This window comes from Collinsella intestinalis DSM 13280, assembly GCF_000156175.1.
Taxonomy (GTDB): domain Bacteria; phylum Actinomycetota; class Coriobacteriia; order Coriobacteriales; family Coriobacteriaceae; genus Collinsella; species Collinsella intestinalis.
On the sequence record NZ_GG692710.1, the window covers coordinates 681,273 to 704,032 of the forward strand.

At 63.1% G+C, this 22,760-nt stretch carries 23 protein-coding genes; 7 read left to right on the top strand and 16 right to left on the bottom strand.

The genetic code is table 11. From position 1 onward, the window contains the following. Window positions 1-132 precede the first annotated feature (132 nt). Window positions 133-1,524, top strand: coding sequence for an aminopeptidase (locus tag COLINT_RS03170; protein ID WP_006722903.1), 1,392 nt, complete (start codon window positions 133-135; stop codon window positions 1,522-1,524). Between the two features lie 169 nt (window positions 1,525-1,693). Here the strand turns inward: COLINT_RS03170 and COLINT_RS03175 are convergent, their stop codons facing one another. Next, complete coding sequence (locus COLINT_RS03175; RefSeq protein WP_006722904.1) at window positions 1,694-2,644, bottom strand: PfkB family carbohydrate kinase; 951 nt, start codon at window positions 2,642-2,644, stop codon at window positions 1,694-1,696. A gap of 103 nt (window positions 2,645-2,747) precedes the next feature. Here COLINT_RS03175 and COLINT_RS03180 point away from each other — a divergent pair, with 103 nt between their 5' ends. From COLINT_RS03180 to COLINT_RS03190, 3 genes are all read left to right on the top strand, one after another. Next, complete coding sequence (locus tag COLINT_RS03180) at window positions 2,748-3,797, top strand: glycosyltransferase (protein ID WP_233418327.1); 1,050 nt, start codon at window positions 2,748-2,750, stop codon at window positions 3,795-3,797. Between the two features lie 198 nt (window positions 3,798-3,995). Next, entirely contained in the window at window positions 3,996-4,997 is a 1,002-nt protein-coding gene (locus COLINT_RS03185) for a hypothetical protein (RefSeq protein WP_050750536.1), read from the top strand. Between the two features lie 77 nt (window positions 4,998-5,074). After that, window positions 5,075-6,214: a hypothetical protein gene (locus COLINT_RS03190; RefSeq protein WP_006722907.1), complete on the top strand. Its 1,140-nt coding sequence runs from the start codon at window positions 5,075-5,077 to the stop codon at window positions 6,212-6,214. A gap of 124 nt (window positions 6,215-6,338) precedes the next feature. On the opposite strand, the gene ettA is transcribed toward COLINT_RS03190, so the two are convergent. Then, a complete protein-coding gene (ettA, locus tag COLINT_RS03195) occupies window positions 6,339-8,018 on the bottom strand; it encodes an energy-dependent translational throttle protein EttA (protein ID WP_039910299.1) in 1,680 nt (559 codons plus the stop codon). Between the two features lie 311 nt (window positions 8,019-8,329). Between ettA and COLINT_RS03200 the strand changes: the two genes are divergently transcribed. The 3 genes from COLINT_RS03200 (at window position 8,330) to COLINT_RS08710 (ending at window position 10,436) form a co-directional block, all read left to right on the top strand. Then, the gene (locus COLINT_RS03200; RefSeq protein ID WP_006722910.1) at window positions 8,330-9,148 is read left to right on the top strand and encodes a tRNA threonylcarbamoyladenosine dehydratase; all 819 of its coding nucleotides are present in this window, start codon (window positions 8,330-8,332) and stop codon (window positions 9,146-9,148) included. Between the two features lie 101 nt (window positions 9,149-9,249). Next, window positions 9,250-10,062: a TatD family hydrolase gene (locus COLINT_RS03205; RefSeq protein ID WP_050750561.1), complete on the top strand. Its 813-nt coding sequence runs from the start codon at window positions 9,250-9,252 to the stop codon at window positions 10,060-10,062. A gap of 182 nt (window positions 10,063-10,244) precedes the next feature. Continuing rightward, entirely contained in the window at window positions 10,245-10,436 is a 192-nt protein-coding gene (locus COLINT_RS08710; protein WP_211203985.1) for a hypothetical protein, read from the top strand. A 189-nt stretch (window positions 10,437-10,625) separates the two neighbouring features. Here COLINT_RS08710 and COLINT_RS03210 read toward each other — a convergent pair whose 3' ends face one another. The 14 genes from COLINT_RS03210 to COLINT_RS03275 form a co-directional block, all read right to left on the bottom strand. Further along, a complete protein-coding gene (locus COLINT_RS03210; RefSeq protein ID WP_006722912.1) occupies window positions 10,626-11,315 on the bottom strand; it encodes an HAD family hydrolase in 690 nt (229 codons plus the stop codon). A 13-nt stretch (window positions 11,316-11,328) separates the two neighbouring features. Beyond that, entirely contained in the window at window positions 11,329-12,558 is a 1,230-nt protein-coding gene (locus COLINT_RS03215; protein ID WP_006722913.1) for an MFS transporter, read from the bottom strand. Between the two features lie 227 nt (window positions 12,559-12,785). Continuing rightward, a complete protein-coding gene (locus tag COLINT_RS03220) occupies window positions 12,786-13,205 on the bottom strand; it encodes a PTS sugar transporter subunit IIA (protein ID WP_006722915.1) in 420 nt (139 codons plus the stop codon). A 38-nt stretch (window positions 13,206-13,243) separates the two neighbouring features. Then, entirely contained in the window at window positions 13,244-14,305 is a 1,062-nt protein-coding gene (locus tag COLINT_RS03225; RefSeq protein ID WP_006722916.1) for an SIS domain-containing protein, read from the bottom strand. A gap of 252 nt (window positions 14,306-14,557) precedes the next feature. Further along, window positions 14,558-15,406, bottom strand: coding sequence for a PTS system mannose/fructose/sorbose family transporter subunit IID (locus COLINT_RS03230; RefSeq protein ID WP_006722917.1), 849 nt, complete (start codon window positions 15,404-15,406; stop codon window positions 14,558-14,560). After that, a complete protein-coding gene (locus tag COLINT_RS03235; protein ID WP_006722918.1) occupies window positions 15,396-16,166 on the bottom strand; it encodes a PTS mannose/fructose/sorbose/N-acetylgalactosamine transporter subunit IIC in 771 nt (256 codons plus the stop codon). The genes COLINT_RS03230 and COLINT_RS03235 overlap by 11 nt, the downstream gene beginning before the upstream one ends. 36 nt (window positions 16,167-16,202) lie before the next feature. Further along, window positions 16,203-16,673, bottom strand: coding sequence for a PTS sugar transporter subunit IIB (locus tag COLINT_RS03240; RefSeq protein WP_006722919.1), 471 nt, complete (start codon window positions 16,671-16,673; stop codon window positions 16,203-16,205). 220 nt (window positions 16,674-16,893) lie between these two features. After that, window positions 16,894-17,718 carry a GntR family transcriptional regulator gene (locus tag COLINT_RS03245; protein ID WP_006722921.1) on the bottom strand — a complete coding sequence of 275 codons (825 nt, stop codon included), beginning with the start codon at window positions 17,716-17,718 and terminating at the stop codon, window positions 16,894-16,896. A gap of 41 nt (window positions 17,719-17,759) precedes the next feature. Beyond that, window positions 17,760-18,482 (bottom strand): GntR family transcriptional regulator, encoded by a 723-nt coding sequence (locus COLINT_RS03250; protein ID WP_169302867.1) that lies wholly within the window; start codon window positions 18,480-18,482, stop codon window positions 17,760-17,762. Beyond that, the gene (locus COLINT_RS03255; RefSeq protein ID WP_006722923.1) at window positions 18,475-18,951 is read right to left on the bottom strand and encodes a hypothetical protein; all 477 of its coding nucleotides are present in this window, start codon (window positions 18,949-18,951) and stop codon (window positions 18,475-18,477) included. Before COLINT_RS03255 ends, COLINT_RS03250 begins: the two co-directional genes overlap by 8 nt. Window positions 18,952-19,055: 104 nt before the next feature. After that, entirely contained in the window at window positions 19,056-20,117 is a 1,062-nt protein-coding gene (locus COLINT_RS03260) for an SIS domain-containing protein (protein WP_006722924.1), read from the bottom strand. Between the two features lie 350 nt (window positions 20,118-20,467). After that, window positions 20,468-21,199 carry a GntR family transcriptional regulator gene (locus COLINT_RS03265; RefSeq protein WP_006722925.1) on the bottom strand — a complete coding sequence of 244 codons (732 nt, stop codon included), beginning with the start codon at window positions 21,197-21,199 and terminating at the stop codon, window positions 20,468-20,470. Continuing rightward, entirely contained in the window at window positions 21,184-21,954 is a 771-nt protein-coding gene (locus COLINT_RS03270; protein ID WP_039910301.1) for a GntR family transcriptional regulator, read from the bottom strand. Before COLINT_RS03270 ends, COLINT_RS03265 begins: the two co-directional genes overlap by 16 nt. A 136-nt stretch (window positions 21,955-22,090) precedes the next feature. Continuing rightward, window positions 22,091-22,750 (bottom strand): HAD family hydrolase, encoded by a 660-nt coding sequence (locus COLINT_RS03275; RefSeq protein ID WP_006722927.1) that lies wholly within the window; start codon window positions 22,748-22,750, stop codon window positions 22,091-22,093. Window positions 22,751-22,760 lie beyond the last annotated feature (10 nt).

The window sequence follows — 22,760 nt, forward strand, 5'->3', positions numbered from 1 at the left end:
AATGAAAAGGAGCCCGATCGGGCTCCTTTTTTAATATCTGCTTATACACCCTCCCGCGTGCTGATTCGCCCGCAAACGGGGTACGATGAAGAACGTGCTAAAAACCCGTTCCAAAACGATAGGAGTCCCATCATGGAGCGACCGAACGCCTGGAAGAAATACGACGACGCCACCCTGGCCGAGCTCGACCAGCTCTGCGAAGATTACCGCCGCTATATCAGCGAGAACAAGACCGAGCGCGAGTGCGTGAAGTCCAGCATCAAGCTCGCCGAGGAAGCTGGTTATGTGAGCCTCGAGACCGCCCTTGCCGAGGGCCGCACGCTCAAGGCCGGCGACAAGGTCTACGCCGCCAGCCACAACAAGACCCTCATGCTCGTCAACCTGGGCCGCCGCCCGATGGAGCAGGGCATGAACATTCTGGGCGCCCACATCGACTCCCCGCGCCTCGACCTCAAGCAGAATCCGCTGTACGAGGCCGGCGACATGGCTTACCTCGACACCCACTACTACGGCGGTGTGAAGGCCTACCACTGGGTCGCCACCCCGCTGGCGCTGCACGGCGTGATCTGCAAGAAGGATGGCACCACCGTGGACATCGCCGTGGGCGAGGACCCGGCCGATCCGGTCTTCTGCATCTCCGACCTGCTGATCCACCTCGCGAGCGATCAGATGGAGAAGCCCGCCGGCAAGGCGGTCGACCATGAGAACCTCGATGTCATCGTTGCCGGTCGCCCCGTCGTCATCGAAGGCGACGAGGAGGTCAAGGAGCCCGTCAAGCAGATGTTCCTCGACCTCATCAAGGAAAAGTACGACGTCGAGGAGGAGGACTTCCTCTCCGCCGAGATCGAGGTCGTACCCGCCGGCCCCGCCCGCGACATGGGCCTCGACCGCTCCATGATCTTGGGCCACGGCCAGGACGACCGCGTCTGCGCCTACCCGTCCCTGCGCGCCCAGCTCGACACGCCCGAGGTCGAGACCACGAGCGTGACTCTGCTCGTCGACAAGGAGGAGATCGGCTCCGTGGGCGCCTCCGGCATGACCAGCCGCTTCTTTGAGAACACCATCGCCGAGATCATGGCGCTCGCCGGCGAGGACTCCCCGCTCGCCCTGCGCCGCGCGCTCGCCAACTCCCGCATGCTCAGCTCCGACGTCTCGGCCGGTTTCGACCATCTCTACGCCGACCACTTCGAGAAGAAGAACGCCGCTATCATGAGCCACGGCCTGTGCTTCAACAAGTACACGGGCTCCCGCGGTAAGGGCGGCTCCAACGACGCCGACGCCGAGTACTTCGCCCAGATCCGCGACATCATGGACGAGGCCGGCGTGGATTACCAGACCTGCGAGCTCGGCCGCATCGGCGCGGGCGGTGGCGGCACCATCGCCTACATCCTCGCCGAGTACGGCATGGACGTCATCGACTCCGGCGTAGCCGTCATCTCCATGCACGCGCTGTGGGAGGTTGCCAACAAGGCCGACATCTACGAGGCCTACAAGGGCTACAAGGCCTTCATCGAGCGCCCGTAGCGCCCAAGCGCCGCGCAGCGCGTTCGGAACGCGCACAAGCACCGAAACGAAAACAGCCGCAGGTCTCCATCGGCCTGCGGCTGTTCTCATGCCCATCGATACGCGAGGGTCACCCCGCCGGCACGGCCGTGCGGGCATTTCGTCCCCTGCGGAAGCGGACCGTCCGCGCCTAGTCCCCCGCAGCGGCGCGAATCACCTCGGGGTCGGCATGCGCGCCGGAAATGCCCACGATAGCGGCGGCCACGCGGTTCGCACGGGCAATCGCGGACTCGGGCGTCTCGCCCCGGTGCAAACCGACCATAAGCGCACCGATGTGCGAATCCCCGGCGCCGATGGTATCCACCACACGAGCAGGCGAACCGGCGACGACGTCCGAACGGCCACCGTCGCAATACAGGCAACCGTCTCCGCCCAGCGTGGCGAGCGCGGCGTTGCCGACATAGCGCGCAAGGGCCACGGCGGCGCGCTCGATATCCGCGCGGCCCCCTTCCGTCTTCGCATCGTCAACGGATTCCCCGTCACACAAACGGCCTGCGAGCACCATCGCCTCATCTCCGTTCATGTGCAAGATGGGATGAAGCGCGCATACGCGCTCGAGCAAATCGAGGGGCACGGCATCGGGTCTTGGGCCCGGCGTGAAAAAGATCACCTTATCCTGGCACGCGCGCTCCAAAAACTCAACGACCACCGGCCCCGTGGGGCCTTCGACCTCGAGTCCGCACACGTACACCGCGTCGACTTCGTCCATATCGATCGCATCGAACCAAGTGGGCTCGTAGTGATAGTCGGCGCCGTGGTACGCCACGAACGTGCGCTCGCCGCCGGGCTCGACGAAGCAGTAGCAGCAACCGTTCTCCATCGCATCGTTCTCAACCAGGACCTCGACGCCCTCGGACCGCAAGCCGCGCCGCACGAAGTCGCCGAACGCGCCCGTACCCACGGGGCTGAACAACATCGCGGGCTCACCAAGCGCATGAGCGATGGAGAATGCGTTGAATGCGCACCCGCCGAGCGTCATCTTCTGTCCATACACGACAACGTCCTGCGCCGTTTGCGGCAGCTTATCGACATTAATCACCACATCGGCGCATGTCACTCCAACGAACAGCAGCTTTCCCACGGCGGGCCCTCCTCGATACGAACTGGTTCAGGGCCTATAATAGCCAATATCAGTTTGAACGAAGGGTTTGATCGCCCCATCCGCCCCGCAGAAAGGCGAGCACGTGACCGAGCAACCGCAAACCGGCAACACCATATCGAACGGCTCCTCAACGGCCCCGAACCGCATCGACAAGCTGGCAATCGTGGTCGTGACCTTCAAACGTCAGGAGCTGCTCGCCAAGCTCTTCGACTCCTTTTGCGGGCTGACGCGCGCCCCGTGGCGCATCGTCATCGTCGATAACGAGAATTCCGACCAAACCCGCCAGATGGTCGAGGACCTCGACCGCCGCACAGACGAGCTGTGGGGCGTGGAGGGCGACGCCGCGGATACCGAGGGCGGCACGGCGCGCGTTGTGTACGCCCCGCAAAGCGACAACCTGGGCGGCGCGGGCGGTTTCTCCGCCGGCGTCAAGCGCGCATACGAGCTGGGCGCCCAGTGGTTCTGGGTCATGGACGACGACGTCATGGTGGTGCCCGAGGCAATCGAGCGCCTCGAGCCCTGGACGCACACGCATCGCGTCGTGCAGGGCTCCCGCTACGACTACGACGGCGGCCCGTTCTACTGGCAGTATCACTTCATTGTCCCGCTGGGCATCCCCAACCCCATCGCGCCGGCGGCGTTCGACGAGTCGGGCTTCCGCGCAATGAACACCATGTGCTTCGAGGGCGGCCTGTTCGCCCGCAGCGTGGTCGACGAAATCGGCTTCCCCGATCCGCGCTTCTTCATCTACTGGGACGACACGGTCTACGGCTACCTGGCCTCCAAGGTCACCGAGTCGATCGTCGTGTCCGACATCATCCTGCAGCGCAGCCGCGATATCCCCAATTGGGACATCGCCGGCGTCCGCCAGCTTAACGGAACATCGGACATGAACCGCTACCACATCATGCGCAATCGCGGCTACATGATGCAGTACTTCCGCCTGCACGGCGACTACAACCGATTCCTGTTCGGCCTGGGCACCGCCGCGACCTTCGCCAAGGAGGTCATCCGTCTCATCGCGGTCGACCGCAAGTTCAAGACTGGCATGAGCGCGCTTTTCCGCGGCATGCGCGACGCGCGCAAGATCTATCGCGACAAGACTTGGAAGCCCATGCCCCCGCTCAAATAGCAGGCGCGCCGCCATCGCACACACCCATAAGCACTATATGCGCCCGAAAGCCCACGCGGCCCGGGCGCATCTTTTTTTGGACTCCACAAGACCCACGCGTCTGTTGGGACTTTGCGTTCCCGACCGCCAGAGGGTGGAATCCCGCGGCTTCGGGTATCACAATCACGTGAGCGATCACGATATCGAATGAGGGCGCATATGGCAGACGACATCCGCATGGACAATGAGAAGCGCACGTACGGGGGGCGTGACGGCGCGGGCTATGAGGGCCGACTCGTTTCCGGCCCCGCATACCCCGAGTCCGCATATCCCGGAAGCCACGCAGACAGCCCCTACTCTCCGTACGGGAGCGGCGACTCTCCCGATACGCATATCGGCGGTACGCAACCCATCCCCATCAAAAAGGGGCTGTTCGACGGCATCTCCGTGGCCCAGGCCATCGCGGCATCAGCGGCCGCTGCGACTTCCATGCTCCTCGCCTCGCGCATCGGCATCGCGGGATCGGTCATCGGCGCGGCGGTGAGCTCCATGGTCACGGTGATTTGCTCCCAGCTCTATCGCAATGCCCTCGACGCGAGCGCGCGCAAGCTCAAGGCCAAGCAGATGAGCCACGCATACGAACAGGATGCATTGAGGGGCTACGCGAGCACCGAAGGCCCGTCTGCGACAGACGAGGCCACCGCGGGGGCGCCGCGGATCCGCATCGCCCCCACCAAGCTCCAGGCGCGGGCGGCAGCCGAGCGCAGCGCCTCAAAGCGCAAGGTGGCCGTCGTCTCCGCACTCATCGCCATCGTTGCGGTGGCGGCAAGCGCCGGCATCATCATGCTGACGACCTCCGGCCAGGGCCTGGGCACCAAAGCGCCGAGCGTCTTCGGAATCCGTCCGGCCGACGTCCAGCCCGCGCCGAAAACGGATATGGCCGTCGACGACCCCGCCGAGAACCCGACGACGCAGGCAAATCCCGATACTCCCAGCGCTGAACCCGCAAAACCCGAAAATGGCGCAGCCCCCGACGGAGCCGCGGGAACGGGCGCCGAGGGCACCACGGGCGGCACGACGGATGGAGCACCCAGCGAGGGCGGCACTACCCAGCAAAATGGATCAGACGCCGGCTCGGGCGAATCCGCCCCGGATGAGACCGACGCCGCCGGGGAGGACACAGGCGACACCTCCGCGCCCGCGATTCATCAAACCCGCTAGGCATGCTCGTCGTTGGCAGACGAGCCATCCGCGCGGGATGGTACCATGGGTAGCGAACAACTACGAAAGAGACACCCATGGCAACCAAAGTCCAAGCACCACAGCTCACCCCCAACAACCGCATCTACCTCTACCAGCTGCTTTCACGAGAGCTGGGATGCGGCAAGCAGACCTTCATGCCCGCCGTCGAGGAAGCGCTCGCGCGCGACCGCATGACCTCCGACGATCTCGGATTCGAATCGACCCGCGCCCTGCTCGAAGCGCTTGAGGAGTTCGTCAAGCTGACCGTCTTCAAGGGCGGTCGCATCTACGCCACCGTTATGGCCCAGCCCGCCTGGGACGAGGCCCTCGCGGCGCTCGAAACCGGCAAAGCCAAGGACGCGGGTGGCCCGTCGAACAAGCCCTGGAAACGCAAGAAGGCCGACAAGGCTCTCAAGCCAGTGAGGCCCAAGCGCGTGAAGCGGCCCGAGCCCGCACCGGAGCCGGAGCCGATTGCAAAAACTGAGGCAGTCGAGTCACCCGCCCTCCCTGCCGCAGCCGCGCAGACCCGCGCCGAGGAAACAGAGGCCACTTCTGAGAACACGAACGCAGATGCTGTGAACATCCCAGAAGACGCTCCGGCAACCGAGACTGCTGAGGCCGTCGAGGCTGTCGAGACTGTCGAGGTTGTCGAAACGACCGGCATACATGAAAAGGCATCCCTCACGGAGCCCGACGATGCATGCGCCTGCGTTGAGGGAGGCCCCCAGCCCTCCCCCGCCGTCTCTCTCACGGTCACCTACGACCCGTACAGCGGCATTGATCGCGAGACGAAGCTCGAGTCCCACCCCATCTCGCCCAAGCCCGATCAGGCGCCTCTGGAGCCCACATGTGCCCCATCGCAGCTCGCCACGAACCCGACGTCCCTCTCCGTGGCGCCCGCGTCCCTGTCACCCGCAGTTCTCGCCACGTATCCCACCGACTTCTCAACCGAGGTCTACCTCGCCAGCGAACTCATCGCCGACCTGTGCGAGCTGCTCCCCTACGGCACGGACGTCTTCACGCTCCTCGCCGAGGACTACGCACGCGCCCGCACCCTCGAACTTATCTCCGGCACGCGGGCACGCGCGACCTTCCCCCTGCGCATCCAGCACGCCGACTCAATCGAGCCGATCCGCGTCACCCTCAAGAAGCGCGGGGGCACTGGCCTCCAATGGGAGCTGTCCGCAGTCGAATAGACGCGTCTTATCCCAGGCGTCCTCATCGAGCCCCGCCCATCCACGCAAAAGCGCCCCGCATCCGGACTGACATCGGATGCGGGGCGCTTCTCATGCGGGAACCCAGTGTGCGACAGCGCTTTGACTAATCGCGCGTGAGCTTGCGGTGGACGCGATGCGGCTTGGCGGCGTCCTCGCCCAGGCGAGCGACGCGGTTCTCCTGATACTGCTCGAAGTTGCCCTCGAACCAATACCAGTTGCCGGGGTTCTCGTCGGTGCCCTCCCACGCCAGGATGTGAGTGGCCACGCGGTCGAGGAACATGCGGTCGTGGGAAATGACCACGGAGCAGCCGGGGAACTCCAGCAGCGCGGACTCGAGCGCGGAGAGGGTCTCGACGTCAAGGTCGTTGGTGGGCTCGTCGAGCAGCAGCAGGTTGCCGCCCTGCTTCAGGGTGAGCGCGAGGTTCAGGCGGTTGCGCTCGCCGCCGGACAGCACGCCGGCGCGCTTCTGCTGGTCCTGACCCTTAAAGCCGAAGCTCGCCACGTAGGCGCGGCTCGGGACCTCGTTCTCGGCGACCTGCATGATGTCCAGACCGTCGGACACGACCTCCCACAGGGTCTTGTCGGGGTCGATGCCGCCGCGCATCTGGTCCACGTAGGAAATCTTGACGGTCTCACCGATCTCCAGGTTGCCGCTGGTGAGCGGCTCCAGGCCCACAATGGTCTTGAACAGGGTGGTTTTACCCACGCCGTTGGGGCCGATCACGCCCACGATGCCGTTGCGCGGCAGGGTGAAGGAGAGGTCGTCGATGAGGACGCGGCCGTCGAACTCCTTGTGCAGGTGCTCGGCCACCAGGACCTTGGAGCCCAAGCGCGGACCCACGGGGATGCGGATATCGGTATAGTCGACCTTCTGGCTGGCGCGAGCCTCGGCCTCCATCTCCTCGTAACGGGCCAGACGCGCCTTGTTCTTGGCCTGGCGTGCCTTCGGGGAGGAACGCACCCAGTCGAGCTCGGCGGCGATGCGCTTGGCCAGGCGCTCCTCGCGCTGACCCTGAGCGGCGGCGCGAGCGGCCTTGGTCTCGAGATAGGTGGAGTAGTTGCCCTTATAGGGGTAGAGGTGACCGCGGTCGACCTCGCAGATCCACTCGGCCACATGATCGAGGAAGTAGCGGTCATGCGTGACGGCGAGCACGGCGCCGGGGTAGTTCTTGAGGAAGTGCTCAAGCCACAAGATGGACTCGGCGTCCAGGTGGTTGGTGGGCTCGTCGAGCAACAGCAGGTCGGGGGCCTCGAGCAGCAGCTTGCACAGGGCCACGCGGCGGCGCTCACCGCCGGAGAGCACGTTCACCGGCATATCGGAATCGGGCAGCTGAAGGGCATCCATGGCCTGGCCGAGCTTGGAGTCGATATCCCAGCCATCGGCGGCGTCGATCTCGTCCTGCAGGCGGCCCATCTCGGCCATGAGGGCGTCCATATCGCAATCGGGGTCGCACATCTCCACCGAGATCTGGTTGAAGCGCTCGACCTTGGCGATCATGTCGGCAAAAGCGAGGCGGACGTTCTCGATGACGGTCTTGTCCTCATCCAGCGGCGGCTCCTGCTGCAGGATGCCCACCGTGTAACCAGGGGTGAGACGGGCATCGCCGTTGGAGACCTCCTCGAGGCCGGCCATGATCTTGAGCAGCGTGGACTTGCCCATGCCGTTGGGGCCCACGACGCCGATCTTGGCACCGGGATAGAAAGACAGGGTCACGTCGTCGAGGATGACCTTGTCGCCATGCGCCTTGCGCGCCTGATACATCTGGTAGATGAACTCTGCCATTAACGACTCCATTTCTGGGGGTCTAACTGGTCTAACGTTTCTATTGTCGCATGAATCCAGCCGCTGCAGGAATTCTCGATGAATTGTCGAGGCGCACGTCCGCTCGGCTATTCGCCACCGGCGCCGAATTCCATCGAAAATTGCATCGCTTCCCAACGAGATGCAACCGAAGTCACGATCCACATACCAAAATCGTGACTTCGGTTGCATCTCGAATGACGGGCGAAAGAAGCCGTCGCAGGCAGGTCGACGCCGGGCAGGTTGCTACAATACCTGCCGAGAACGCACCCAATCACTCACGAGGAGCACCCATGGAAACGATGAAGGACCGCCTGCGCGTCATGCTCGGCGACGAACGGCTCTCCCGTCTCGAAGACGCCCGTGTGCTCGTATTCGGCTGCGGCGGCGTAGGCTCGAGCTGCATCGAGGCGCTCGCGCGCGGCGGCATCGGGACGCTCGTCATCGTGGACAAGGACGTGGTCGCCCCCTCCAACATCAATCGTCAGGCCATCGCATTCGAGAGCACCGTGGGCAAACGCAAGGTCGACGTCATGGCCGCCATGATCGCCGACATCAACCCGAGCTGCCGTGTCTTCGCGCACGACGCCTTCGTGCTCGCCGAGAACCTCGTAGAACTGTACGAGGCCTGTCTCGAGGAGGCGGGTGGCCACATCGACTACGTGGTCGATGCCATCGACACCGTTTCCACCAAGCTCGCCCTCGCCGCCCTAGCCCAAGAGCGCGACTTTGAGCTCATCAGCTCCATGGGTGGCGCCAAGAAGATCCACCCCGAGTGCCTGCGCATCGCCGACGTGCACAAGACGGTCAACTGCTCCCTTGCACGCATCATGCGCAAGGAATGCCGCAAGCGCGGCATCCGCCATCTGCGTGTCCTCTACTCCTGCGAAGAGCCCGTGCGCATCGCCGCCGCCCCGGGGGCCGCTCGGTCCGAACGCACCGACCTGGGCACCGCGAGCTTCATGCCGCCCATCATGGGCCAAATAATCGCAGGCGAGGTCCTGCGCCACATCTCCGGCCTGGGAGAGGGCGACGATGTCTCCGCCGCACTCGCCATGCACGATGCGGCGCAAAAAGGGCAGCTAGCGGGCAAGCGGGGCGGGCGCGCGTGAACGGAAACATGGGCGCGGGCGCGTGGCGAAGCGGGCGCGAGGAAGCGACGCCGCCCGTGAGCCCAAGCGTCGAAACCACCTCGAAAATGGGCATCGAAACGATGGGGCTCGAACACCGTTGGCGCTTGTTCGACATGCACTGCCATCTCGACCGCATGACCAACGCAGATGAGGTCGCGCGCGAGGCGGCGGCGGATGGCATAGCCCTGTTCTGCACTACCGTCTCCCCCACCGACACGCTCGCCGCGCAAGCCCGCTTCGGCACCATGCCCAACATTCGTGTGGGCGTGGGACTCCATCCGTGGTGGATCACAGACGGGAGATGCGGCGAGATCGAGATCGAGCAGGCCGCGCAACTCGCAGCCGCCAGCCGCTTCATTGGCGAGATGGGGCTCGATTTCGGTCCCCGCTACGCCGCAAACGCCCAAAGACAACTGGATGCCCTTGAAGCCATCGCCCGCGCATGCGCCGGACACCCCGTCGAGGGCCGCGTGCTGTCCATCCACGCCGTCCGGTCAGCGGGCGAGGCGCTCGACGTCTTCGAACGCCACGGACTCACCGCGATCGCCCATTGCATATTCCATTGGTTTTCGGGCACAAGCGACCAACTTACACGGGCACTCGACGCCGGATGTTTCTTCTCGGTGAGTGAGCGCATGCTCGCAACCAAACGAGGGCGCGAATACGCACGGCAAATCCCCCTTGATCGACTCCTGCTGGAAACCGACGTCCCCGATCCATTGGACACTCCCTACTCTGCAGGCCAAATCGAATCCTCACTCATGCGCGCGCTGCACGAGCTCGCCCGCATACGCGGCACCGACGAGCACGTGCTTTCCGCTCATATTGCAAAGACGAGTTCGGGGCTTTTCGGGCTACAACCCCGTCCGTCGCATCAGTCCGACAACCAGTGAAGCGAACTGCGGCCTGTCCCTTGACGGCAGCGCAACATACAAATCTCCGATGTTGGTCAAAATACTCTGATTGTGCGCTGAAATAACAACAAAATACGACATGCATAATTGTTTGCAAGCGCATTTCCTGCGGTTTTATCATCTGAAATCCCGAGACGCGATCGCCCGTCGCCATTAGCGGATTGGACAGCATCTCCAATCCTGCGGTTTTGCCAAATCATCCTAAACCTATCGCCGCACAATCAGGGTATTTTGACCACATCGGAGAAACCGAATGGGAGAGAAAGCAAAACACGCTTTTACTCATACAAGCGCAGCCGAAAATCGCCCGGTTTTATGCAATAGCGCAAAACCGGGCATCGAACACCCACTGAGCGATCTATCGGGACGCCGTTCCAAGCCATACTTTGAAAAGCAACAAGTCTCAGAGATAAGCAGCGGCCAGCTGTCCACATATCAACAGTTCGTGGCAGCGGCCAGCTGGCCGCAAATCGGCAGTTCGCGGCAGCAGCACGACAAATCACCTGAAAATGGCAGGTCGACATTCACCCGTAACCAGAATCCTATAGATCCAGAACGTCGGAAATCGAATCGATGATCGCGTTAGCGGCATCTTGGGTGAAGCCGAAGCGCTCCTCGCGTTTGGCGATGACCGTGAGGCCGGCGGCCCTGCCGGCCGCGATGCCGGGAATCGAATCCTCCACGCAGCAGCAATCGCCCGCGGACAAGCCCAGGCTCTCCAGCGTGTGCAGGTAGATCTCGGGGTTCGGTTTGCTCTCGTGGAACTGCTCGCCGCTGGTGATCACCTCGAAAAACCCACCCAAGCCGCAATCCGAGAGCACCTGCGCGATATTACGATGCGAGGAAGATGAGGCGAGTGCCAGGCGCACGCCCCGGCGCTTCAATTCGACGAGCGTCTCCTTGACGCCGGGGTTCAGCAGCGTGGCATAGTCGATGTCGCGCCCCTGCCACCAGGCGCCCTCGAGCATCTCGATGCCCTCGGCGTCGATGGATATCCCAGAGCGGGTGAACCATTTGAGCATGTTCGCCCGATCCTGCTTCACCGAGGCGCCCACGAGTTGGAGCAGCTCCTCATGGGACACCTCCACGCCCGATTCCGCGAGGAACTGCCCGCGACAGTCGAGGTAGTACACCTCGGTGTCGACGAGCACCCCATCCATATCAAAGATGACGGCCTTGAAGGGGAACGCCCCGGGCGCCCCGCCGCCCTTCCAATCCTTGCACATTCCCATATCTCCCCATCACTCAGACTGCGCCGCCCGCGAGCGGGCACGCTTGACCTGACCAAAAAAGAAACACGGCCCCTACCAGCGCGATGATGCACGACGCCGCGAAGAGCACCGCCTGCACACCGAACGCCTCGGCAAGCGCGGGCGCTGCGAGCAGCGGCAGCACACCTGCGCTCATGAGGCCGAAACGCACGAAACCCATGATGCGGCCCAGATATGCGATGGGGGCCTTCTCCTGCACGAGAATCATCTGCAGGGGCTCCAAAAAACCCCACGCGAGGCCGTTGATGGACTGGCCGACGATCGCTACCGCGAGGATATCGGTTCCCACGTAGATCATGGACGCCAGGCCCACGCCGAACAGGGAACCCAAAAGCAGCGTGAGGTTGGCCATGCGGTCGGGCAACTTGGTAAGCAGCCACGCGCCGATCGAGGAGGTGAACCCCACCACCGAGGACAGCCAACCGAGCCACACGACATCAACCTCGAGCACGTCGCGGTAGAATAGCGACTCGAGGGAATCGAAGGCGCCGAAGGCGAAGAAGCCGAGGAAGCCGGAGATGAAGATGAGCCTCAAATCGTGGTTTTGGAGCGTCATGCGCGCGCCGTCGGCCATGCCGGAAAGAATGCCCGTCTTCGCATCCTCCTCCCGCTCGGGCTGCAGCACCTCGTGGCAACCGAGGGCCAAGACACCCGCCGCCGCCATCGTCGCCGCCATGAACAGATACACCGACTGCGTGGAGAACGTCGACACCAACGCGCCGCCGAAGATGGGACCGAGCGTGAACGCGATATTGCTGTAGAACACCATCAGGCCGTTCAGGCGCTGGCGCCCCGTGAGCGTCGCGATGAGATAGCCCGGGTACGCATGGGTACAGGTGTTGATGAAGCCGCCCGATACGCCGAGCGCGGCGGCGGCAATCATGAGAGACGCCTCGGTGATGGGCCCCAAGCCGATCAAGAGACTTGTGACGGCGGAGAAGGCGCATACCGCCACCGTCGTCTTACGCGGGCCGATCGAGTCGATGACCGAGCCCGCCGCCACGTTGCCGATCGAGGTCGCGAGGTTTCGGACGAGCGTGATCACCGCCACCAGGAAGGCGGTGCCGGCAAGATCGTAGGTCGCCGCGCCGATCAGTCCGAGGAAGTACACGGCGTTGTTCGCGCACCACTGGAGAGACTCGATGCCGATCAGGCGCTTCTCCGCGATGCTGAGCTTGTTTTTCTCATGGGTGGTTCCGCCCATGTTCCCACATCCCAAATGAAATCCGTGCGACCGCACGCGAGCGCGGAACGGGGCAAATCGATTCGCGCCTATTCCCGATCGACCGTCCCCGATTGGCCCGCCCCGCGCGACCGCGGTAAACAAAACGCGCAAGCGAGCAAAAACGTCGCCTGCGCGTTTCTCATGACCGATTCGAGCTTCATGGAGCCAACGAGCAGGGACGCTTGCAACGCCTGCCCGACACCATGCTAGAACTCCTCGTCGTCCCCGGTGTCCTCGATCAGGTCGTTGACGAACTTGACACGAGTGTCGTCTGCGGCGCAGATCTCGCGGATGACCTCGGCGGTGTCGCGCCCCTCCTCGGCGAAGAGCAGCTGGATGAGCAGAGGGAGGTTCATGTTGGTGACCAGATAGGTGTTGGGACGGCGCTGGACGATGGAGGTGAACTCGTTGTTCACGCTACCGCCGAACAGGTCGGTGCACACAACCAGGTCGTCACCCTCGGGGGTCTCGTCGAGCATCTTGGCCGCAGCGGCGGCAAGGTCGTTGTTGCCGTCGACGTACATCGAAAGCGTGCGGACGTTGTCGCGCTCCCCGGACAGCAGCGAGACGCTCTCGTTAATGCCGGCTGCGAAATGCGCGTGGGAAGCGATGATGAACTGCCTCATGATGAGCTGCTCCTTACACGTGGGGCTAAAAAGACTTCTTAGTAATCGAACTGGTGATAATAGCGACGGTACTTAAGGTTGTGCTTGGTCACGGTCTCGTAATACGCCGCCATGCGGTCGGTGACGAGGGAGGACAGGATCCACGGGGAGACGATGACGCGGAAGTCGTCGTCCAGGCCGGGGATGGCGTACTCGGCGGTGTCGACGATGAGGTAGTCCTCATCGCCCGTCTTGCCGGAGCGCAGGAAGGCCTCGACGCGGTTGTCGAGCGCGCGGCACTCGTCCTCGCCCTTGAAGAGCACCACCGGGACGCCGGGCTCGAGGAGCTCGAGCGTGCCGTGGAAGAAGTCGTGGCTGGTGATGTAGCGGGTGCGCTTCCACTGCATCTCCTCGAGGATGCACATGGAGAACAGGATCGTCTCGCCCCACAGCGCGCCGGAGCCGATGAACATGGTGTAGGGAGCCAGGCCGTACTTGCGGGCGAACTCCTCGGCCTTGGGCTCGAAGCGCTTGCGCATGTCCAGAAGCTCCGCCCAGACGTTCTCGGTCTGCTCGACGAACAGGTCGAACTTGGGGAAGCAGCCGCGGCGGTTGAGCAGGCGCAGGCCGAAGCAGTCGGCGAGGTAGTAGCCCATCTCGCAGCCGCCCGCGCCGTGGTTGGACGCCATGCGGATGCAGTTCTCGGCGCCCACGGCCTGGCCGATCGGGCCCTCGGGCTTGGTCATGGCGAAGGTGCGCACGCCCATCTGCTTGAGCTTCTTCACGGCCTCGAGGACCTCGGGGGTGGTGCCGGACTCGGAGGCGGTGAGCACGACGGAGCGCTCGGTCATGCGCTTGTGGCCCATCACGTTCCACTCGGCGGCGTGGACCAGATACACTTCCAGGTCCTTGTCGCCGAACTTGTTCATGAGGTACTCGAGCTGCATGAGCTCGTCCCAGGTGCCGCCGACGCCCATCAGGAACACGGCGTCGTAGCCCTCGTCGGCCACGCGGTCGGCGATCTGGGCCATCTTCTTGCCCGCCTCTACGGCCGCCTTGCCGTCGGCGAGATAGCCCTCCTGGTCGAAGTTCATGATCTCGATCTTCTCGGTCTCCTGCATTGCCGCTCCCCTTTCGGATCGGTGGTCTCTCATATCAACTTGAGAGTTTTTAATACCACTTACTGCAATACATCTTATCGTTATTTAATACCACTATGAGCGGCATCCTCGTGTTTCCGCCGGCGGTAGGTTTGGCGCCGTGAACGGCGCGAGGGCTCGGGTCCAGCAGAGATCGCGATGTCTTAACGAATGAGAAGGGCGACGACCACGGAGGTCGCCGCCCTGTGCCCACCAAAAGCGTCAGATGCGTTGTTAGGCGAGGATGCCCAGATAGACGCCGATCACGCCAACGAGCATGGTGCCCAGGATCAGGAAGGACGGATGGATCTTCTTGCCGAGCAGCCAGTAGTAGATGCCCATGCAGCCCAGGCCGAGCATACCGGGCATGATGCCGTCGAGAACGTCCTGGAGCATGGTGGCCTCTTCGCCGGAGCCGAAGGACACGGCGAGGGTTGCCCAGAACATCGAGCAGGTCATGGAACCGACGACCATCATACCGACGATGCCGGCGCCCTTGATGAGCTTGTCCATGATGCCGGACTCGGAGGCGGCGTCGAGTAGGCCGACACCCAGCTCATAGCCCTTCACGATACCCCAGACACGCAGGATGTACTGAGGAACGTTGAAGATCAACAGGAACAGGATCGGGCCGAGCGGGTTGCCCTCGGCGGCCATGGAGACGGCGATGCCGGCGGCGACCACGCGGATGGTCGTCAGGAAGATAGCGTCGCCGACGCCGGACAGCGGGCCCATGAGGGCTGCCTTGACGTCGTTGACGGACTCGGGCGGCAGCTCGCCGGCCTTGATGCGCTCCTCCATGGACATCGCGATACCGCCGACGAACGGGGCGAGGGCGACCGTGATGTTGAAGAATGCGGTGTGACGCTCGAGGGCAGCGGCGTAACCGGCCGGATCGTCGTGCCAGATCTTCTTGAGCATCTTCTTGACCATGAGGCCGAAGGCGAGGCCCATCTGGTTCACGTAGGTCCAAGAGAACTCCATGCCCAGGGCGCCGATGTTCAGCGCGGACTTGACGAGGTCGTCTTTGGTGATGGCGTGCTCGCCGGTCTTGTAGACGCTCTTGCTCTCATTAGAAGTCATCGTCGTCAGCCCCCTCGATCTGCGCAGCGGCAGGCTTGTTGTCAAAGATACCCAGCATAAGAACAGCGATGATGATAGCGATCAGGGAGACGCCGAGCACCGGCACGCCCATGTAGGAGGTCATCAGGAAGCCCAGGAACAGGAAGGGCAGAAGCTCCTTGCGGTAGATGAGGCGCAGCAGCATCGCGAAGCCCATGACCGGCAGGATATTGGCAGCGGCGGCAAAACCGTTCAGCACGAACTCGGGAACCGTGTTGGTGATCCAGGCCACGGCGTCGGAACCGAGGTAGACGGCGAAGAAGATGACCGCGAAGTAGACGGGCGCCACGTAGAGGGCGATGAAGAAGTGCAGGGCGGTGAGCTTGGCGCCGTTGCCCTCGGCGGCGAACTTCGGGACGAAGGACAGCAGCCAGTTGGTGATGGGCTGGAACAGGTTGCTGAGGGCGAGGACCAGCGTGCCAATGGGCATGGCCAGGCCGACGGCGACCTCGGTGTCCAAGCCGAGCAGGATCACGTAGGCGGTGCACAGGACACCGGCGGACGTGGCATCCGGCGGAATATAGGCGCCGATGGAGACGGAGCCCATGAACAGGGCCTCGATGCTGGCGCCCAGGGCGAGACCGGTCTGCAGGTCACCGAGGATGAGACCAAGCAGCGGGCAGACCACGATGGGGCGGAAGGCATACAGCGTGCCGAGCTGGCAATCGAAGAACTTGACGAATACGTAGAATGCGGCACAGATCAATGATTGGACAAGCATGTCGTACCTCCTGTCAGGGCAGACAATACGGGCTCCTTAGAGAAGCGCGAGGGCGTTTTCCTTCTTGTCGTCGGCGAGGGCGCGAATCTCCACCTCGACACCGCGCTCGCCGAGCTCCTTGAGCATCTCGGCCTCCTCGGGCTCGAGGAAGATCTGACGGGAGATCTGCTTGGTGGTGGGGGACTCGAGCGTGTTGCCGAGGTTCAGGCTCTTGATCTGGGGGCACCCATCGATGAGCAGCTTGGCGTCCTCGATCGAACGCACGCAGATGATCATGCGGTACTTGTCGGTCACACCGCTGTTTATGGCCTCGATGGCGTGGGCCATGTCCTTGATCACCAGCTTGCAGCCGGTCGGCTTGCCCATCTTGAGCGTGGTCTTCCACACCGGGTCGTTCGCGACCTTGTCACCGACGCAGAAGATGCAATCGGATCCCAGGCCGTTGACCCAAGACGTCGCGACCTGCCCATGCAGCAGTCGGTGATCGACGCGCGTTAGCAGAATCATGCTCCTCCTCCTTATTCAACGTGAACAGAGTTCTATATGTTTTTGGATGTTTTTCATACCAAAAACAATAATAAGATAGCATGTTTTTAATACCAATCGTCCTCGTTCAGAGCGCATCGGCCAAGTGGTATGAATATCTCGCCGAGCGGTGCATATCGGACGCGAATCAGACGACACGAGGTCCGAAACAACGTTTTACCCTGTCATATGCCCATATGGGCTATTTGCGCACGAGATAGCTCGCGCTCTCCCCCACCGAGACGGACCTGACGAACTCCAACGGCAGCCCATCGGCGTCGTAGCTCACACATGTCAGGCCAAGTGCCGGATCGTTGGCATCCACGCGCAACAGACGCGCATCGCGCGCCTTGAGCTCCTGCGCCTCGAGCTCCTCGACCGCCCAGGCCACGGGATGCCCACGCAGCTCGTACAGGGCGTACAGGCTGAATATCGACACGTCGACGTTTTCGATGCCCGGAAAGAGCTCGCAGGGTATGAGCGTCCGCTCGATGGTGAAGGGAACGCCGTCGATGCAGTTGAGGCGACGGACGTAGAACAGGTCGCTATCGGGGGCGACGCCGAAGAACCGAGCGTAGAACTCGCCCGCCTCGCGCACCGTCGCCTCCAGCACGCGGACACTCGGCGTGCGCTGATAATGGCGATGCGAGTCGCGGAAGCCCCGCGGATTATGCGTGACGGAGCCCTCGAGCCCATGCGTGGCGAACGTGCCCTTCCCTTGGACGCGGACGATGAGCCCCTCCTCTTCCAGTCCGTCGAGGGCGTTGCGGACCGTGACCTTGGTCGTGCCGTATTGCTCCGCGAGCTTGGCCTCCGAGGGGATCGCCGCGCCAGTGGTGTACTCCCCCATGGCGAGGCGCATGTGCAGATCGCGGCGAATATCGAGGTACAGGGGCAGATCAGCCTCATCCGTGACCTCATGCACGGCGTCGGGGCAGACCGTGTCGACATCTTCGATACGGGCCCTCACATCCGGGACCCCCTCGATCGCGCCCCGGTCGGGGACGTGGTAACGTGCGCCCTTCATGCGTCGCCTCCTCTTCGAAACCCTAACTCGCCGCACCCGGTTTACATGACCGTCTTGCACGAAATCCTGAAATGGCTGGGACTATATCGGGTACGGTAGTACTCGATGGGGTTCGTGTCGGACCCCATGCGCGTGCCGAACTCGAGGAAGATCAGGTCACCGGGCTCGATACCCATCAGGCTCGCCTCCCGCTCGGTCGCGCGGGCAACGGTCACGCGAAGCGTCACGTGAACCGCCTCGGCGCCGTACTCGTCCGCAAGCACGCGCGACAGCGAGACGTCCTCGAAATCGAACCTGTCGATGCCGGGGAACCTCGCAAGGGAGAGATACGAGGTCTCGAGCATGGCCGGCGTGCCCCCGATCAGGCGCAGGCGCGCGAGATGGAAGACCGGCCCATCCTCCGGGAGGTACAGATGGCTTGCGACGCGCGCGCCGGCGGGGATGATGTCGCGGGTCAGCACGTGGGAGGAGGGCTCACCCCCGATCGATCGCACGATCTCGGAAAAGCCGGACAGGTCATCCAGCTGAACCGTCGGACGGCTCTGGCACAGGTAATTGCCCGAACCCTGGCGCCTCTCGACGACATGGGTCGAGGCAAGGTGCGTGAGAGCGCTGCGCAGCGTCGTGCGCGACACCCCGATCTCGTCGCAAAGCTCCCGCTCGGGCGGGAAGGCATCCCCCGGCCGCATGTCGCAGGTGACGATATGGTTCAAGATTCCCTCGACGGCCTTGTCGTAAGACGAGACCTCGACGCGCTTAGCCACGCCGAACACCTTCGATCATCTCGTCGAATGCCGCCTTAACCGTCCCGGCGCTCTCCATCACCTGCCGATACGCCATCGACCCGCGTTTGAGCTCACGGCCCCATAGGGGAATAACCAACTTCTCGGCCGCCGGGTCGCGCAGGGTCACTTCGAGGTAAACGCCCGCGCAGTATGCGCCGCTCTTGTACCTGTTCGCTCGAGCGACCTTGCCCGGGTTCTTGAGGACCTCCCCCAGCATGGCCATACCCTGGGCCTCGCCGACGGCGGGGCCAGCGGTCCCCTCGCACTCGAGCTCCTTAACCGCGCATCCCGCCACATCGGCCATGGCGTACACATCCGGCTGGGGATTGCCGAGTTTGCGAAGGGACCACGTGCCGTCGGCATCGTTGGCGGTCACTTCGGGGATCCCAAAGGGTGCCGAGGGAAGAAGGATGGTCCTGATGCCGCCATTGTTCGAGATCTCGCTCATACGTCGCTCATCTCATACTCGTAAATTTGAAAAAGGCGACCGAGTAGCCTCGGCCGCCCCCCTATGCCTTATCGCATCGCGCCCACCTGGGCGCATCTCACGCCCTAGTAGTCGAACTGATGGTAGTAACGACGGTACTTCAGGTTGTGCTTGGTGACGGTCTCGTAGTGACGGGCCATGCGGTCCGTGGCGAGAACCGTGAGGATCCACGGGGAGACGATGACGCGGAAGTCGTCGTCCAGGCCGGGAATGGCGTACTCGGCGGTGTCGATGATGACGTAGTCCTCGTCACCGGTCACACCGGAGCGCAGGAAGGCCTCGACGCGGTTGTCGAGCGCGCGGCACTCGTCCTCGCCCTTGAACAGGAACACGGGGACACCGGGCTCGAGGAGCTCGAGCGTGCCGTGGAAGAAGTCATGGGAGGTGATAGAGCGGGTGCGCTTCCACTGCATCTCCTCGAGGATGCACATGGAGTAGAGGATGGTCTCGCCCCACAGCGCGCCGGAGCCGATGAACATGGTGTAGGGAGCCAGCGCGTACTTGCGGGCGAGCTCCTCGGCCTTGGGCTCGAAGCGCTTGCGGATGTCGAGCATGTCCTTCCATATGTCCTTGGTCTGCTCGATGAACAGGTCGAACTTGGGGAAGCAGCCGCGGCGGTTGAGCAGGCGCAGGCCGAAGCAGTCGGCGAGGTAGTAGCCCTTCTCGCAGCCACCGGAGCCGTGGTCGCTGGCCATGGCGACGCAGTTCTCGGCGCCCACTGCCTGGCCGATGAGGCCCCCGGGCTTGGTCATGGCAAAGACGCGGATGCCCATCTCCTTCATCTTCTTGCAGGCCTCGAGAACCTCAGAGGTGGTGCCGGACTCGGAGGCGGTGAGCACGACAGACTTCTCGGTCATGCGCTTATGGCCCATCACGTTCCACTCGGCGGCGTGGATGAGGTAGACCTCGAGGTCCTTGTCACCGAACTTGTTCATGAGGTACTCGAGCTGCATGAGCTCGTCCCAGGTGCCGCCGACGCCCATCAGGAACACGGCGTCATAGCCCTCGTCGGCCACGCGGTCGGCCATGGCCGTCATGAGCTTGCCCGTCTCATACAGGGCCTTGCCGTCCTCGAGGTAGCCCTCCTGGTCGAAGTTCATGATCTCGATCTTCTCGGTCTCCTTCATGGATGCTCCCTTCGCCTTGGATCTGAATCCACTTATCAAGTCGCGTCATTTTGACACCACTTGCGTTATCTCAGTTATACACTTTTTGATACCAATTATGAGGAGCGCGACCTTCCTTCCGCTGAGCGGTCGATTCTGGACGGTAATTGATTTTAAATTCATAGAAACTAATATAAGTTGCGAATATTCCGCGAAGACTCCCGCCCACATGGAAGGCCGTATGGCGCCGATACTTCACTTACACCCATATGGAGTCGGGACACAGGTCAAAACGGAGCGCCGGTCCGATTGCCGACGCCCCACGAAACCCCCTGGAACAAGCTGCGTAATTTGTACCTGCCCCCAATTGATCAATACTCGTAGGTGTACCCGCTCCTGCGACCCGTGTTGAGCGCGTAGGCATGCTCGACGGGACGCCCCTGCTCATCGAAGCTCAGGCACTCGAGGGAGAGCGCAAGGCTTCCGGGCTCGACCTGCAGCAAGCCCGCATCGCGCATGGACAGCGCGACGACATCGAGCTTTTCCTGCGCGAGCGCCACCTTGCGTCCGCACATCGCGTACGTCTCATACAGGCTAAACACCGAGACGTCCACGTCCTCGATCCCCGGGAAAAACTTCACAGGGATGAGCGTCTGTTCGAGTGAGACGGGAACGCCGTCGATGCTGTTCAGGCGGCGGATCGAATAGAGCTCGTCGTCCTCGTCGATGTCGAAGAGGTCGGCGTACCACGGCCCCGCGGCGCGCTTGGTCTTGGAGAGCTGGCGTACGGACGGCGCACTCTCATCTGCCTTGACCCACGCGCGAAATCCCGTAGCGTGCGCGTGCTGGCCCTGGCCGACGCGGGACACATAGGCGCCCTTGCCCTGCACGCGTCTGATCAGCCCCTGGGTGACGAGCCCGTCTATGGCGTTGCGCACCGTCAGACGCGTCGTGTCGAACTCCGTCGAAAGCTCATGCTCGGAGGGGATCGCGGTGCCAGCGGCGTACGTGCCGTCCACGATGCGGTTCCGGATGATCGACCTGATCGCGAGGTAACGGGGCTCAGAGCCGCCGGAAGCGCAATCTTTTACCAGGTGAGCCATGAACTCTTCACCCCCTTGGGCCTGGAGCCGTTCTCGCAGCCGTTGCTGGCGAAGCGATAGCGGCTCGGAAGGATGACTGCCTTTAGGTACTCGACGGGCACGCCGTCCGCCTGACGTTCGAGAGCGCGCTCGAAAAAGACAGGAGAACCTTCCTCAACCTGCAAGAGCAGGGCCTCCTCAGCGGTGGCGCGGGCGATGCTGATGCGCTCCTGCCCATGGCCAACATGGACGTCGTAGCTCTCGCCGAGAACGTCGTAGAGGCTCTCAGTCTCGAAATCATGCGTCTCAATACCGGGGCAGATCGAGTAATTGACATAGGCGGTCTCGATCGCGACGGGCTCGTCATCAGCGAAGCGGATGCGGCGCATCTCGAACAGGCGCGCACCCACGGGAAGCTGGATTCGCTCGGCGAGGTCCTCATCCGCCTCGATCAGACGGGCGTACACGAGATGCGATCCGGGCTCTCGACCGGCTCGGCGGACGGCATCGGAGAAGTTGTAAATCTCCTGAAAGATGTTGATGGGCTTAGGAGGGAGCACGTACGTGCCCGACCCCTGTCTGCTCTCCAGCACGTGAGTGGAGACGAGCTGCGTGATGGCGGCCCGCAAGGCGGTACGGGACACACCGAGCCTCTCGGCGAGCTCGCGCTCGGGCATCAAGCGGTCACCGCCCTTGAGGCCCTCGCTTTTGATGTGCCACAAGATTCCCTCTTGGGCGCGATCCTTAGGGGGTATCCCCGAACTCGAAACAGACACGCCGCCCGCCTTTCGCTCATCGGCCGATGCGCACGGAAAACCAACCGATACTAGAGGTTAATGGAGGACCGAGTTCCGGCCAAGGGCCCCGGTTTCAGCCGAGGGGTCCTCGCCCCGGTCCACCCCGATCGAGGCGTCACAGCCCCAGGATATCGGGGATTGAGTCGATAATCACATCAGCTGCATCCTGAGAGAAGCCGAAGCGCTCCTCGCGCTTGGCAACCACCGTAAGGCCGGCGGCTTTGCCCGCGGTGATGCCAGGCACGGAGTCCTCGATGCAGCAGCACGCCGATGCGGGAAGCCCCAGCGCCTCGAGCGTGTGCAGGTAGATCTCGGGATTGGGCTTGCTTTCGTGGAACTGCTCGCCGCTGGTCACGAGCTCGAATGCGCCGGAGAGGCCGCACACGTCGAGCACGTGCAGGATATTGTCCATCGGCGAGGATGAGGCGAGAGCCACGCGGACGCCACGGTCCTTGAGCGCGGCGACGGTCTCGACCACACCGGGGTTGAGCAGGGAGGCGTAATCCGCCGGATGGTCCTTCGCCCACTCGTCGTAACGGGCCTCCGCCTCCTCGATGCTCAGCTCCACCCCGCCCATGGCGAACCACCGATCCAGGTTCTTCTGAAAGTCCTTGTACGACGCCCCCACGGCGCGGCTCAACTCCTCGTGCGAGACGGGCATCCCCGCCGCCGTGTACATCTCATCGAGCTGATCGAAGTAGAAGCGCTCGGTGTCCACGATGACGCCATCCATATCAAAGATGACGGCCTGATACGGAAAACGATCCTGAGCCATGCGGCCCCCT

What these genes read in the sequence shown, in the direction of transcription:
- COLINT_RS03215 (WP_006722913.1), bottom strand. Translation starts at nt 12,558, where the DNA reads ATGGGCGGAACCACCCATGAGAAAAACAAGCTCAGCATCGCGGAGAAG.
- COLINT_RS03205 (WP_050750561.1), top strand. Translation starts at nt 9,250, where the DNA reads ATGGGGCTCGAACACCGTTGGCGCTTGTTCGACATGCACTGCCATCTC.
- COLINT_RS03245 (WP_006722921.1), bottom strand. Translation starts at nt 17,718, where the DNA reads ATGAAGGGCGCACGTTACCACGTCCCCGACCGGGGCGCGATCGAGGGG.
- COLINT_RS03255 (WP_006722923.1), bottom strand. Translation starts at nt 18,951, where the DNA reads ATGAGCGAGATCTCGAACAATGGCGGCATCAGGACCATCCTTCTTCCC.
- COLINT_RS03230 (WP_006722917.1), bottom strand. Translation starts at nt 15,406, where the DNA reads ATGACTTCTAATGAGAGCAAGAGCGTCTACAAGACCGGCGAGCACGCC.
- COLINT_RS03185 (WP_050750536.1), top strand. Translation starts at nt 3,996, where the DNA reads ATGGCAGACGACATCCGCATGGACAATGAGAAGCGCACGTACGGGGGG.
- COLINT_RS03210 (WP_006722912.1), bottom strand. Translation starts at nt 11,315, where the DNA reads ATGGGAATGTGCAAGGATTGGAAGGGCGGCGGGGCGCCCGGGGCGTTC.
- COLINT_RS03200 (WP_006722910.1), top strand. Translation starts at nt 8,330, where the DNA reads ATGGAAACGATGAAGGACCGCCTGCGCGTCATGCTCGGCGACGAACGG.
- COLINT_RS03260 (WP_006722924.1), bottom strand. Translation starts at nt 20,117, where the DNA reads ATGAAGGAGACCGAGAAGATCGAGATCATGAACTTCGACCAGGAGGGC.
- COLINT_RS03190 (WP_006722907.1), top strand. Translation starts at nt 5,075, where the DNA reads ATGGCAACCAAAGTCCAAGCACCACAGCTCACCCCCAACAACCGCATC.
- COLINT_RS03275 (WP_006722927.1), bottom strand. Translation starts at nt 22,750, where the DNA reads ATGGCTCAGGATCGTTTTCCGTATCAGGCCGTCATCTTTGATATGGAT.
- COLINT_RS03240 (WP_006722919.1), bottom strand. Translation starts at nt 16,673, where the DNA reads ATGATTCTGCTAACGCGCGTCGATCACCGACTGCTGCATGGGCAGGTC.
- COLINT_RS03170 (WP_006722903.1), top strand. Translation starts at nt 133, where the DNA reads ATGGAGCGACCGAACGCCTGGAAGAAATACGACGACGCCACCCTGGCC.
- ettA (WP_039910299.1), bottom strand. Translation starts at nt 8,018, where the DNA reads ATGGCAGAGTTCATCTACCAGATGTATCAGGCGCGCAAGGCGCATGGC.
- COLINT_RS03265 (WP_006722925.1), bottom strand. Translation starts at nt 21,199, where the DNA reads ATGGCTCACCTGGTAAAAGATTGCGCTTCCGGCGGCTCTGAGCCCCGT.
- COLINT_RS03220 (WP_006722915.1), bottom strand. Translation starts at nt 13,205, where the DNA reads ATGAGGCAGTTCATCATCGCTTCCCACGCGCATTTCGCAGCCGGCATT.
- COLINT_RS03225 (WP_006722916.1), bottom strand. Translation starts at nt 14,305, where the DNA reads ATGCAGGAGACCGAGAAGATCGAGATCATGAACTTCGACCAGGAGGGC.
- COLINT_RS03235 (WP_006722918.1), bottom strand. Translation starts at nt 16,166, where the DNA reads ATGCTTGTCCAATCATTGATCTGTGCCGCATTCTACGTATTCGTCAAG.